Genomic DNA, 13,633 nt, shown 5'->3' on the forward strand with positions numbered 1-13,633 from the left:
CTTAACTTCTGAATTATATTTTTTATACGAATATCTATATATGATACTTTAGCGCATAATTTATCCCTGTTAAAATTCCTGCTAAAATATCTGATCCTGAGGTATTCCCAAATTCCAATAATTCATCTATAAATCTTTTAATTGCTTTAGAATCACCTATAATAATAGAGTCCTGAAGATATATTAATGTACTTGAATACATTTTACAAAGGGCACATTGAAAGTAGTTGTTACTAATATCAGTTGTATATTCACCAATATTAATTAAAATTTTTAATACTTCCATAAATTCAATTCCTAGGATAGGAACCATCTCATTTATATATAATATTCCTTGTAAGAAGTCATCTCCAGAAGGGGTCAATCCAATTCCTCTCCCAATCCACTTCTTCAATGTATTCTCAATCTCAATGGGATTTAAGCAGCTAAATTTTAAACACAGATCCTTTACAAAGTCATCTTCTATACTTGATAAATATCCAATTGTCTTCCCAAACCCTGTAACTATGTCACTATCTACAATCTCTACAAGCTTTTCTAAATTATTAAGAGTAATCATATTTAAATTGCCAGAAAGTCTATTGTCTATCACATCAATATTGCTTAAATCAATAATAATTTCACTTGATTCAAATCTATTAAGTTTTTCATTCCAATATAAGTGATCAATTCCAATATCAGTGAAATCATTATCCCCATCACTTTTTAGCGACACTCCAATAGGTGGAATATTGGTATTCCCCATACCAATAAAGCCAAGTTTATCACATATCTCTATATTTATACCATTTTTAAATTTGCTATGAATCCTATAAGGGCCAGGAGATAGTAATTCAAGTATTTGTTTTGATGCCTTTTTTCCTTCCAATACCTTCATTACAATCTCCCCATTCCCCATTTTATTCTTTAAATCCTAATTTTTTTGCATAGGCTACAATAGCCTTTTCAAAGCAAGCGATTGGAGGATTTACTGTACCTGCTCCTATTTGTCCAAATCCTGCTATTTTATGTGCAATACCTGTATTTATTACAGGAGTTATACCCTTTTCAACTACTTTTCTAGCATCTATTCCAAGACAAATTCCTTTAAAGCTCCATGTAGGAATTATAAAGTTTGGATTATGACCAATACATATTTCTGCCATTTCGTTGCTTATTCTATTAGCATCATCAAAGCCACCAGTTCCTACAAATCTAGTAACAGCTGGTGCTGCTATCATTGCCATTCCACCTACTCCAAATGCCTCTGTTATGGCGCTGTCCCCCATATCAGGACTTGCATCTTCACTATCATATCCTGTAAAGTATAATCCTTGTGGAGTATTTACTGGCGCAATAAACCACTCATCACCCATACCACTTATTCGGATTCCAAAGTTTTCTCCATTCCTACACATTGCTGTGACTACAGTACCTTCTTCTATCATTCTTGCCCCATCCATAATTGCCTTTGAGCAAGCCATCATGATATTTAAGAAAAATTGGTCTGTATCAGCTAAAAATTGAATTACTTCTTGTTTTTCTTTGTCATTAATATCAAGCTTTGTAATTACTGGGCTTATTTCTTTTAAAAATACCAGTGAGGCAGCTATATTTCTTTGATGGAATTCATCCCCCATAGCTATTGATTTTGCAATAATTGGGTTTGCACTTAATCCACCTTCAAATGTACGTAGAGCCTTTCCAAGCACTGGTCCAAGTACATCGCGCATCCAGTTTAATCGATTTACTACCTCTTCAGAATATGCCCCAAATCTCAATACTTTTCCGATTCCCTCGTTTAGTGTGCAATATGCATAATTTCCGTCCGTTGTATTTTTTACTACAAATACAGGCATATGTGCAGAAGTTATACCGCCCATTGGTCCTACTGCATTTACATGATGGCATGGAATAAAGTCCACTCCTCCAGATGATAATAATTCACGAGCCTCATCCTCATCTTTAGCCCATCCTTCAAATAGAACTGCACCTATACAAGAACCCTGCATAGGGCTTGTCATATTCTCCCACAGAATAGGAGGCCCTGCATGCAGTAAAACCTTCTTGTTTTCTAGTTCCTTAATTACAGTATGTGCTGGTACAACATCTAAGATTACAGGTAAGGCAGCTACAATTTTTTGGATAACCGCCTGGTTTGCTTCATCTATTGTTTTATATTTCATAGTAATCCTCCTTTTCTTATAATCCATAGCCTCTAAGAAATTGTAGTACCTTAATTAATTTGACATCGCCCCCAGCAGGTGGTGCCCAATTGTACTGAACAACTTCGCACTTAAAGTCTTCTAAAACTTCAGAAAAGCTCTTCAATCCGATATTTATAACTCTAGGCTTATGCTCAATCAATTCCTTTAATTTCTCAGATACCTCTGGGTTATTTTCTTTTCTAACCTTCCTTGGAAGTATCTCCTTATTTAGTTCTTGGTACTTATATCCAATAAGATGCATTGCCATTTCTACAGCAGCTTTGTTGCTATCACATACTATAACACCTAAGTCTTCCATTTGTTTCTTCTGATAGTCATAGTTTTGAACATCTTTCTTCGTACCACATATAGTAGTTACAAAATAAAGTTTGCGGTTTTCTTCTTCAGCTTTTTTCTGTAATAATTTAATACCCTGGGATAGTTCATTAGCCATATCAATATGTGAGCCATACCCTAGAACTAAATCAAATAGAATAACACCTGTAGATTTATCATTTGCAGCCTTTTTCATGTATTCAACTCTTGTACTAGCATCAATCATAGGATGAGGCTTACCTTGGGTATAAATATCATCCCCTAAATCGATTACTTCATGTCCAGCAGCATCTAGAATATATCCTTCTCTCACTTCAGAACTTGAAGATAATTTCATTGTATCCTTAATCAATATAGCTGCCTCATATGCAAGGGTTCCTCCTGAATAAAATGCTTTAATAGTCATTTCTTCAGTCTTATTAAATCCACCATCTTGATTAATTACATAATCACCTAACTCTATAGCTTCATTTCTTATAAGTTTTACAGCTATTCTTGCTGCCTCATCTAAGGTATATGCATGATAAAAGCCCTTCTCATGAGTTTCAGGTTTTTCTCCTAAAAATAGTGTGATTACAGGCTTTTCAACAGATTCTAGCCTTTTTACTATCTTATCTCTGACTTGTTTTGCAGGTGGTTTTGATACTATTATCATAACCTCCACACTTGGATCCTGCTCCAGTACATTGATAGCATCAAGCATTGTAATACCACCAACTGTAGTAGATAAATCTCTTCCTCCAGTTCCAATTGCATTTGTTACTCCTTCACCAAGTCTATCTATAATTGTAGTTAATTCTTGAATACCTGTACCTGACGCACCAACTATTCCAATTTTTCCTTTTTCAACATAATTGGCAAATGCGACTGGAACACCATGGATTATACCTGTACCACAATCTGGACCCATCACCATTAGTCCCTTTTCATGTGCTTTTTTCTTTAAACGAGCTTCATCTTCTAATGATACATTATCACTAAACATAAATACATTTAAATTTTCATCTAAGGCTCTATCAGCCTCTATTGCAGCATAAGCTCCAGGAATAGATATTAGAGCTAGATTTGCCCCAGGTAATATATCTAATGCTTGTTCCCAAGACTTTGCTGATTTATCTTTTGCTGCCCCAGATTTTGAGGATTGTTTATTTAAAAATTCATCTGTTTCTTTTTGTAATATTTCTTCAATATTCTCTAAGTCAGAATCTACTACTACTACCATATCATTAGAGCTTGCTTCCATTAATTCAGGAGTTTCCATTCCCCCTGCCTTAAAAATATCCTTATTTGCAGGGGTACCCATCATTATGGATACCTTATTTACTCCATCTATGGAAGATATTTTACCTGTAAGTAGCATTAAAACTACTGAATCCTGATAACTTCCTTTTTTTACAAAGGTTCTTAACATATCTAAATCACTTCCTATTCAGCAAATTTATTTTTATGGTCGTATCTGTCATAATGAACATCATCACTAATTAAATACTCATAGATATCATCTACTATTTCTATTCCACCTGTATCTTCATATTTTTTCTTTCTTAATAAGCCAAGTTCACCAGGATAATAAACCTTATCAACTCCTTGAGCAGGTTTACTTTCACTAAGTTCATCTAAAACTGTAGCCATGTTTTCTTTGAACATATCTATATCTATAAATCTTGATGGATCAATTACAATATGCAGCTGTCCAAGATCTCTTCCTTTTGATAAATCCTCATACATTGATGACACATGTTTACCAAATGGTAAGCCTAGCATTACACCGGATAAAATATCAACCATCATCATTAATCCATATCCTTTTGGACCTGCAGCTGGAACCAAGGCATTTACCTTACTTGGATCTGTAGTTGGATTTCCATTTTCGTCAACTGCCCAAGTATCTGGAATAGGTTCTTTTTTAGAACGAGCATGCAGGACTTTACCCCAAGCTTGCACAGTAGTTGCCATGTCAAATACAACTCTTCTTTCATCTGAAGTTGGTGCAGAAAAGGCTATTGGGTTAGTTCCATAATAAGGCTCACTACCACCATATGGTACTACCATTGGATCTGATTGACATACTGATATTGCTACCAGGTCATTCATAGCTGCCTTTTCTACATAGTAACCTAGACTTCCGCTATGGGAGATATTTTTAATTCCTACAACGGCAATACCTGATTCCTTAGCCATCTTAATAGCTTCATCCATAGCATTGGAAGCTGCTACAAAACCATTTCCGTTTTCCCCATGGTAAATTCCACTTGCTGGTCCAGTCTTTTCAAATCTAAAGTTTGGATTTGTATTAATTCCACCCTTTGCAATTCTTTCAGAATAATATTCCACACGAACAGCACCATGGGAATGAATTCCCCTGGCGTCTGCCCATGTTAAAATTTCAGCTGCTTTTTCTGAGTGTTCTTCAGATAGTCCTGCTTTTATAAATTTATTTTTCATTAAATCCTTTAATTTATTTTCACTAACCTTCATTATTTTTACCTCCTTTAGCCTTCTAATGACATTTACAGTTTAGCATCCCTATTGCAATCCTTTGAATAAATATAAGCAAATTCTTCATCTCTTCCTATGCCATATGCTGCCTGTGGGCAGTATGCACTCATAAATATATAATCTCCTTTTTCTACTGGTACCCACTCATTGTCAAGGTTGTACATTCCTTGTCCAGAGAAAATATAAGCACCATGCTCTTGGAAGTGGGTTTCTATATATCCATGGCTTGCTCCAGGCTTAAATGATAAAATATGGAAGTTCATATCAAATCCAAAGTTATTTGCAGCAGGTAAAAAGTCCTTTACTATTACATCTGTCATGCCTTCATACGCTATTTCTTCTAGATCATTACTATTTCCAATTACTGTATGAGCTTCATAACCCTCTATCTTGTCATAAACTCTCTTATATAAAAATCCTTTTGCTGGCTCACTACCAATATTTTCAAAATATAGTTTCTTTCCAGCAGGACTAAAGATATATCCACCATCAGTTAAATTTTCAGACTTATCATCATTCCATACCTTTACATTTCCTTCAAATATATAAAAGAAAATCTCTATATCTTCTCCACCAAATCCTAAATGATTTTTTCCATCTTCTTTAATGGTCAATAAATAATCTACAAAACTTGCACCAATTTTAGGTGAAGACAAAATTGTAACATCACAGTTTTCAAATCCTATAATTGCATTTTTAACAATTCCATCAGGTTCAATTAATGCATAGTTATTCTTTTTTACAATTGATCGATTTGCTAATATACCTTCTCTATAGCCCATTACTCCATTTTTATAACTCAATTTAACATCCTCCTAATACAATATTTTTTAATTAACTAAGCTACTTGTTCCTTATGTTTCTTAGCATTTACAAATATAAATACAGTTGTACCTATAAGCAATAATCCTGCTCCAATATAAAAACCTAGCTCACCTGAACCTGTTTTATCTATGATATAACCTGTAAAGGCAGGTGCTACTATTGATGATGACATTCCAAAGAAATTGAACATCCCTAATTTTGTAGCAAGATCTTTCTTACTTGCATTATCAGATATAAAGGAAATTAATACTGGATCCACTGCCATTTTTCCTAAGAATCCATATAATAGTAGGATAATAGCTAGGAATGTTGCATTTGGTGCCATCATAGATAATGCTATTAAAACAAAGGCAGCTAATTCTAACCCCATGATTATTTTAGATTTCTTATCTCTTTTTTTATCTGACATATTCGCAAAGTATAGTGCTCCTGGAACTGCTGTTACCGAAATCATGGATACTATTAGACCTATCATTCCACCTGAAATTCCTCTTTCAGATTCTAGGAATTTTGGCAGCCATGTTACTATTAGGTAATATGTGTAACAAGTTGTAAAGTATAAAAGATAGCAAGAAATCATCCTTAAACTGAATAGTGAGCCTGTTTTAATATCTTCATTTACTAATTCTGTTTCTTTAACCTTAGCTTTTCTAACTACAGATGTATTTTTAATAGCTACAGCGAACCATATTATTAGTAAAACTATCAAAGAAGCTGAGATCATAACCATGGTTTGCCAAGGTAGTTGTAAAGTTTTTACTACATAACTTGAACCTGTCATACCAATAATCATACCCAATGCTGATCCACTATTTACGATCGCTGTTGATAAACCTTTTTTCTCTGCTGGAACGTGTTGTGCAGTTAAAGAGAATGCTGCTCCATAATAAGTACCACAACCTACCCCTGCAAATACACTACCAACATAAATCATCATTAGATTTGTCGCTTGAGAAATAGAAAATGCACCTAACGCAAATAGAATAAATCCTGGAATCAACACCTTTTTTTGACCAAATCGATCGACTAGGAAACCTGAAGGAATCTGCATTGACGTATATCCGAAGAAATAACAGCTTGCGATTAGACCCATGGCTGCATTCGTCTGAGTTCCTATAGTACCTTGAATTTCTGAATAAATTGGTGATAGCATAGCCCTATAGATCCAAATAACAACCCAACCTAAACAGAATGTAAAAACAATAGTCTTCCAATAATTCTTTGGCAATACATTAACATCTTTATTACCTTCCATAATAATATCCCCCTTATTTAGTATGCTAATTTGTAAATCGCTGCTGCCAATGCTTCTATACCTTGCTTTAAGTCTTCAAGTTCTGTGAACTCTTTTGGATTATGACTGATTCCCTTAACACTTGGAACAAATATCATACCTGTCTTAATATGTGGTGCAATAATCTGTGAGTCATGTCCAGCACCACTATGCATTAATTTATAGTTTAAACCTTTCTCCTTGCATGCTTCTTCAATCATACTAATAACGTTTTTATCCATTGGAACAGGTTCTTCATCCATCCATCTATCAATTTCAATTTCAACGTTTGCATCCTTAGCTATACGTTTCATATCTTCTTCAATTTCTGTAGTAAATTCTTTTAAGAAGCTACCATCTGTATGTCTACAATCCATAGTAAACTCTGCAAAACCTGGCACTACGTTTACAGTATTTGGTTTAATATTAATTTTTCCGAAGGTTAATACAAGTGGATTTCCTTTTTCTTTAGCCTTATTAATGGATTCATTTACAATCTGTGCAAATACTTGAATTACATCCTTACGGTATTCCATAAGAGTAGTACCTGCATGATTTGCTTCACCTTTTAATGTAATATTGTATCTTCTTTGTCCAACTATATCTGTAATTACACCTACAGACTTTCCTTCCATCTCTAATGAATTACCTTGTTCAATATGAAGCTCTACAAAAGCCTTTACATGGGATAAAGATGATTTATTATCGGATTTAAATTTAAATCCGTGTTTATGCATAGCATCAACAAATTTAGTACCATTTTCATCAGTTATATTAAGCACATCATCTTTATTAGCTAAACCTAACAGGTTTTTACTTCCCCAAAATACATATGGAAATCTACTTCCTTCTTCTTCCGCCATAGAAATGATTTCAATATTTTTTTTCGGTTGTCCATATGTTTCAAGAAGATGTTTAACTGCTAAAAATCCTCCGAATATACCTAGCTGTCCATCTAATTTACCACCATTAACAACAGTGTCAATATGGGAGCCTGTAGCAATGGTTTCCTCTGAATTTTCTGAACCTTTTAAGTGTCCAATAAGGTTTCCAATATCATCAAAATTTGCTCTCATTCCTATACTTTCAAATTTTTCCTTTAGTCCATTTTGGACATCCATCCATTCTTGGGAATATAAAAGTCTAGTTATTCCCCCTGTTTCAAGTAATCCATAGGAAGATATCCAATTCATGATGTCACTGATTTCATTTGTACTTATGTTCATGCTATCCATCCTTTCAATTTAAATAGAGCTAATTATATATAAAACCTGATTTCATAGTATATAATTGATCTAACATTATCTATGTCCATATTAAATAATAATTATTATGATTTTTGTCGATATTGTACAATGATAAAGTAAAAGTTTTTTATATACTTGAAATATACAAAATATATAAATAGGATGGTAGATTAATGATAGATTGTATTTCTAATAAAATTGATATTGAAATAAACAATTATCTATATAGGGAAAATTTATATGCCTCCCTTTATAGGCAAAAACAAAAAAAACCTAAGGCTGTAATTTTATATTTCCATGGTGGAGGTTTATTGTTTGGAAGTCGAAATGATTTACCACAAACTCATATTAAGAAATTTTGTGAGAATAACTATGCAATTATTTCTTTCGATTATAGATTAGCACCTGAGTTTAAAATACCCGATATATTATCAGACGTTATATCCGGCATTAACTGGTATCTTGACAATAGGTATGATATTTTTAACGCCGATATACCTTATTGTCTATGGGGTAGATCTGCTGGTGCCTATCTTTGTTTATTAGCAGGAAAGGAGAAATACGCGGAAAATCCCTTTGGGATCTTATCTTATTATGGATATGGACTTTTAGAAAATTTCTGGTCAACTGAGCCAAATCCTCATTACGATAAACTACCTAAATTGGATTATAATTCAGTAAGTAATATATTGTGTAAAAAGGATAAATCTGCAGATGACCGTTATGCTCTTTATGTATATGCCAGACAAAGTGGTAATTGGTTATCACTAATCTATGATGAACCAATAAAATATTTATTATTAAAATACTCCCTAAGGGTACTTAACAATTCAAGTGAATACCCACCTCTATTTCTCACTCATAGCTTCTACGACCCTGATGTACCGGTTGATGAATCTAAATCCTTGAATAGATTAATCCCTAATTCAGAGCTATTTCTTGTATCGTCTGATATGCATGACTTTGATAGAATGGAAAAAAGCTCTAGTACAAATGAATTATTAGAAAAAAGTATAAATTTTCTAGATAAACTATTGGATTAGAGCGCTTGGATATTTAAAATTTATGAAACTGCCTAAACTATAAATAAAAAATAGCTTATATGTAAGTATAAGCTATTTTTCCTTATTATTTTTAGTTAAAACAATAATATCATTCCCGGTATATGTGCTATATGCTTCATATCTTCCTTCACTATATACATATTTTCTTTTATCGAATAGCCTTTAAATCCTCTATTTCGTAAGAGTGCTTTATTGTTACAACCTTAACAAGACTTAAATCAGTTTTTAATTCTTTTATATCTCCTTTTATAATTGCAGTATCTCTTTTTAAAACTAAAGCATCTTCTTTTAAAATTGTAACGTCTTCCCTTAATCTTACTACCTCGTCAGTTATGCTTCCTAGCATTTTAGTATGATTCTGTTGAGTTACTTTCATTTCTTGTATATCCAGCTTCATTTCTTGAATCTCTGATTTCGTTTCTTGTATATCCAGCTTCATTTCTTGAATCTCTGATTTCATTTCTTGTAGTTCTGTTTTTACCCCTTGCATGTCCGATTGCATAGCTTTTAGTAACTCTAATATCTCTTTATCCATGGTATCACCACCTCGAAATTATTATATCATCTAAGTTGATATTTACACTTAAGTAAAATCTACTACAAGTGACATACGCTCTCCGCTTTTCCGATTAGATTATATTAATGATACCATATTTATTAATTCTATTCCAATAATATTGTTAAAAATAGTCTATTCTTAATCTTGATGTATACAAATTTACAAGATATAGTAATTAGTATAGCCTAAACATTATTTATGTTAGGACTAGTTTATCATATATTTTTACAGCTTGTTAAGTTCATTTAGGAGGTAGGGATATGGCGAAATTTAATAAATTGTTTTCTCCCAAAGATTTAACTGAGGGCACGCCTTGGAAACGGATAACAGAGTTTGCAATACCCATGTTAATTGGCAATATAGCTCAACAATTCTATAACACTGCTGATTCTATTATTGTTGGTAAGTATGTGGGTGACAACGCACTTGCTGCCGTTGGTAGCGCATCCCCTATATTAAATCTTTTACTTGTGCTTTTTGTAGGAATATCAGTAGGTGCTGGTATTATGGTATCACAGTATTTTGGGGCTAAGGATCGAGAAAGGCTTTCTCATACCATTGGTACATGTATAACCCTTACAGCTATTGCATCAATAATAATTATGGTTATTGGCCCTATTGTGACCCGCCCTATGCTTTCTTTTCTTAATACACCGGATAGTATTATTGATTGGTGCACCGATTATCTTACTATTTATTTCGTAGGTATTTCGGGTTTTGCTTATTATAATATTTTGGCTGGTGTCTTACGTGGTCTTGGAGATTCCATATCAGCACTTGTATTTTTACTTATTTCTACAGTTTTAAATGTAATACTTGATATTTGGTTCGTTGCAGAATTTAACATGGGAGTTCCAGGTGTTGCGCTGGCAACTATAATAGCACAGAGTATATCAGCAATATTTTGCATTTTTAAATTAATAAGAATGAAAAGTAACTTTGATTTAAATCGTAAAATGCTAAAATTAAATAAGGAATATTCTTATAGATTAATAAAACTTGGATTACCATCAGGTATTACACAGGCAATATTCTCCCTTGCAATGATTGTTGTACAATCTCTAACCAATAGTTTTGGAGAAATGGTTATAGCCTGTAATGTAATTGTTATGCGTGTAGATGGATTTGCTATGATGCCAAATTTCTCTTTTGGAACTGCAATGACTACATATACTGGACAAAACATCGGAGCTAAAAAAATGGATAGAGTAGAAAAGGGAACTAGACATGGTCTTATGATTGCTGTTGGAGTTTCTACTATAATAACAATCTTAATTTTAATTTTTGGCAAATATCTTGTAGGAGTTTTTACCGATACCGAAGAGCTAGTTAATTTAAGTATGCATATGATGAGAATCCTCGCAGTAGGTTATATTGCTATGGCTGTAACCCAGAGTTTATTCGGAGTTATGCGAGGTGCAGGCGATACAATGACACCTATGTGGATTTCACTTATTAATACTATCGTTATTCGTGTACCTGTAGCCTACAGTATTGCCTATTTAACAAGAAGTGAGGCGTATCCTACAGGAAGACCTGAATCCACCTTTGTGTCTTTACTGGTTTCCTGGACAATGGGAGCAATTATAACTACATTTTTCTATAAAAAAGGTAAGTGGCGCGAAAAAGGCCTTACTAGCGAATCATATGAAAATGCATAAACTAAAAGGGAAACTGATAATTATTATGACTTTAGTAAATTAATAACAAAATAAGTTGAAGAGAGTTTGGATCTATATCTTAAATCGATTTAATTTCATTTTAGAGACTATGTCATATTTTGCAAGTAACTTAAATAATGTCTAGGATTAATTTAATCCTAGACATTATTTATTAATTCTATTTCACTAATCTTGTAAATAGTAGTATATTTAACTGCCTGACCTCTGACAATATCCTTTCTCTATTGTAACTAAATCCTTCCTACGATATACACTCAGTAATAGCCCCATTAAAGCCATATTTATAACAAAATTAATTCCACCATAAGAAATAAATGGCAGCGAAAAACCTGAAATAGGTAACCTACCTGTATTAATTAAAATACTTGCCAGTGCTTGTAGTGAAAATACTGATACTATTGCACTTGCTAAATACCTACCGTACTGATGATTAATTTTTCGTACTGCTAAAAACATACGAGTAACAGCTAATACTATAACTATTATAGTTATAATTCCTACTATCCAACCAAATGCGGAAACGATATAGGCAAAAACTAAATCTGTATTTGCTTCAGGTAATACTATTCTATCAACTCCTTGGTGATTAAAATATAAATTGTCACTTTTCCCAAATAGTTTAGCATTTGGAAGCATAAAATATTTTAAAAGAGTACTAATAAAGCCTATTTCATAAGGATCTAAATGAGGATTTAAAAATATAAATAATCGGGTAGCCTTATAATTTGATCCTACTGCATTATTTACCCATAATAACATACTTATTAATGTAATTCCTCCACCATAAATTGAAAATAGAAATCTTTTTCTGTTTCCTTTAAATCCTTTATTTAAAATTGCTTTTGTAATAATAATTAAAAATCCTGCACTAAGCAATATAGCAGTTGTAAAGGATATATAAAGCGTACATATGACAGCTAAGGCCGCTAATGTTAATAGTTTTAACATATCTTTTATACTTCCAGTAGACCACTTATTTGCAAGTCCTGAAAATGATGTAAGAAAAAATGGTAGTGCTATAGTAGAATATGCAAATCTAATTTTTACAATTCCTATAAATTGTGTCCCGCTTAATTCACGTCCAAATATTGCACTTGCAAATAAAAAGGCAATAATTGATATAAAGATATAAATTGAATACTTTTCAAGCTTAGTATAATCGAAAAAGTAACAAGATATAAATGCTCCAATTCCTATTAATGTATAAACTAAGTAAAATTTAAAAAATTGATCAAAATTAATTGATGAAGCTGTGTCACTTGCAACTGAAAATAAGGTAATACCACCAATTAGAACCATAGCGCCAATTAATAATATTATTGACCACTCTGTTTTAGGCCTATGAGTTTTATTTAACTCCTTACCTATTCCAATAGGGTCCCCCATTTGCTCCACTGCTTTTTGTATTGCCCTATCTTTATCCATTCCACTTTCAATGTAATTTTCCATTATTTCATAGATGTGTCCCTGCAGTTCTGTAGAAATATTTCCATGTACCCCTTTATATTTTATTTCTCCACATACCTTATTTAAAAAGTCAGAAATATATTTACTCAAAGCAAGCACCACCTATCACCTTATTTACAGTACTGCTGTAAACCTCCCATTCCTTTTTCTTTTCATCTAATAATTTTTGCCCTTTATTTGTAATGTGGTAATATTTTCGTTTACGGGCAGAAGCGCCTTCATCCCAATAGGATTCAACCATACCTTCACTCTCTAAGGAATGTAAAATTGGATACATAGTTCCCTCTTTTAATGTAAAGGTATTGTCAGAGCGCTTCTCTAATTCCTTTACCATCTGATAACCATACATATCGCTAGTACTAAGTAGATTAAGTATTAGCATTGTTGTACTACCTTTCATAAGATCCTTATCAATCTTCACTAGTATACCTCCTTAATCTATACATCGGATATCTATGTATAGATTATATTTAATTTATTGTTCTGTCAAGGTAT

The 13,633-nt window shown here is 32.8% G+C and carries 12 protein-coding genes; 2 read left to right on the forward strand and 10 right to left on the reverse strand.

The genetic code is table 11. The features are described from left to right. Positions 1-34: 34 nt before the first annotated feature. From HYG84_RS02260 to allC, 7 genes are read right to left on the reverse strand one after another with little or no spacing between them, the layout of a single operon-like run. On the reverse strand, positions 35-877 hold the full coding sequence (locus HYG84_RS02260; RefSeq protein WP_212380433.1) for a DUF2877 domain-containing protein: 843 nt from the start codon (positions 875-877) through the stop codon (positions 35-37). Positions 878-899: 22 nt separating this feature from the next. Next, positions 900-2,165, reverse strand: a complete 1,266-nt coding sequence (locus HYG84_RS02265) for a DUF1116 domain-containing protein (RefSeq protein WP_212380435.1) — start codon at positions 2,163-2,165, stop codon at positions 900-902. 16 nt (positions 2,166-2,181) lie between these two features. Beyond that, complete coding sequence (gene fdrA / locus HYG84_RS02270) at positions 2,182-3,933, reverse strand: acyl-CoA synthetase FdrA (RefSeq protein ID WP_212380437.1); 1,752 nt, start codon at positions 3,931-3,933, stop codon at positions 2,182-2,184. Between the two features lie 14 nt (positions 3,934-3,947). Continuing rightward, entirely contained in the window at positions 3,948-5,000 is a 1,053-nt protein-coding gene (gene allD / locus HYG84_RS02275; protein WP_212380439.1) for an ureidoglycolate dehydrogenase, read from the reverse strand. 32 nt (positions 5,001-5,032) lie between these two features. Beyond that, entirely contained in the window at positions 5,033-5,824 is a 792-nt protein-coding gene (gene allE / locus HYG84_RS02280; RefSeq protein ID WP_212380441.1) for a (S)-ureidoglycine aminohydrolase, read from the reverse strand. Positions 5,825-5,859: 35 nt separating this feature from the next. Next, complete coding sequence (locus HYG84_RS02285; RefSeq protein WP_212380443.1) at positions 5,860-7,101, reverse strand: MFS transporter; 1,242 nt, start codon at positions 7,099-7,101, stop codon at positions 5,860-5,862. A gap of 17 nt (positions 7,102-7,118) precedes the next feature. After that, complete coding sequence (gene allC, locus HYG84_RS02290) at positions 7,119-8,345, reverse strand: allantoate deiminase (protein ID WP_212380445.1); 1,227 nt, start codon at positions 8,343-8,345, stop codon at positions 7,119-7,121. 194 nt (positions 8,346-8,539) lie between these two features. Here allC and HYG84_RS02295 point away from each other — a divergent pair, with 194 nt between their 5' ends. Continuing rightward, entirely contained in the window at positions 8,540-9,409 is an 870-nt protein-coding gene (locus tag HYG84_RS02295) for an alpha/beta hydrolase (RefSeq protein WP_212380447.1), read from the forward strand. 169 nt (positions 9,410-9,578) lie between these two features. On the opposite strand, the gene HYG84_RS02300 is transcribed toward HYG84_RS02295, so the two are convergent. Then, positions 9,579-9,965 carry a hypothetical protein gene (locus HYG84_RS02300; RefSeq protein ID WP_212380449.1) on the reverse strand — a complete coding sequence of 129 codons (387 nt, stop codon included), beginning with the start codon at positions 9,963-9,965 and terminating at the stop codon, positions 9,579-9,581. Positions 9,966-10,249: 284 nt separating this feature from the next. Here HYG84_RS02300 and HYG84_RS02305 point away from each other — a divergent pair, with 284 nt between their 5' ends. Beyond that, on the forward strand, positions 10,250-11,650 hold the full coding sequence (locus tag HYG84_RS02305; protein ID WP_212380451.1) for an MATE family efflux transporter: 1,401 nt from the start codon (positions 10,250-10,252) through the stop codon (positions 11,648-11,650). Positions 11,651-11,860: 210 nt separating this feature from the next. On the opposite strand, the gene HYG84_RS02310 is transcribed toward HYG84_RS02305, so the two are convergent. After that, complete coding sequence (locus HYG84_RS02310) at positions 11,861-13,237, reverse strand: FtsW/RodA/SpoVE family cell cycle protein (RefSeq protein ID WP_212380453.1); 1,377 nt, start codon at positions 13,235-13,237, stop codon at positions 11,861-11,863. Then, complete coding sequence (locus HYG84_RS02315) at positions 13,221-13,559, reverse strand: PadR family transcriptional regulator (protein ID WP_212380455.1); 339 nt, start codon at positions 13,557-13,559, stop codon at positions 13,221-13,223. The genes HYG84_RS02310 and HYG84_RS02315 overlap by 17 nt, the downstream gene beginning before the upstream one ends. Between the last annotated feature and the right edge of the window lie 74 nt (positions 13,560-13,633).

The sequence above is a fragment of the Alkaliphilus sp. B6464 genome (assembly GCF_018141165.1).
Taxonomy (GTDB): domain Bacteria; phylum Bacillota; class Clostridia; order Peptostreptococcales; family Natronincolaceae; genus Alkaliphilus_B.

Excerpts from the sequence above, each read along its gene's own strand:
- fdrA (WP_212380437.1), bottom strand. The coding sequence starts at position 3,933 with ATGTTAAGAACCTTTGTAAAAAAAGGAAGTTATCAGGATTCAGTAGTT.
- allD (WP_212380439.1), bottom strand. The coding sequence starts at position 5,000 with ATGAAGGTTAGTGAAAATAAATTAAAGGATTTAATGAAAAATAAATTT.
- HYG84_RS02260 (WP_212380433.1), bottom strand. The coding sequence starts at position 877 with ATGAAGGTATTGGAAGGAAAAAAGGCATCAAAACAAATACTTGAATTA.
- HYG84_RS02285 (WP_212380443.1), bottom strand. The coding sequence starts at position 7,101 with ATGGAAGGTAATAAAGATGTTAATGTATTGCCAAAGAATTATTGGAAG.
- HYG84_RS02300 (WP_212380449.1), bottom strand. The coding sequence starts at position 9,965 with ATGGATAAAGAGATATTAGAGTTACTAAAAGCTATGCAATCGGACATG.
- HYG84_RS02305 (WP_212380451.1), top strand. The coding sequence starts at position 10,250 with ATGGCGAAATTTAATAAATTGTTTTCTCCCAAAGATTTAACTGAGGGC.
- HYG84_RS02295 (WP_212380447.1), top strand. The coding sequence starts at position 8,540 with ATGATAGATTGTATTTCTAATAAAATTGATATTGAAATAAACAATTAT.
- allC (WP_212380445.1), bottom strand. The coding sequence starts at position 8,345 with ATGAACATAAGTACAAATGAAATCAGTGACATCATGAATTGGATATCT.
- HYG84_RS02265 (WP_212380435.1), bottom strand. The coding sequence starts at position 2,165 with ATGAAATATAAAACAATAGATGAAGCAAACCAGGCGGTTATCCAAAAA.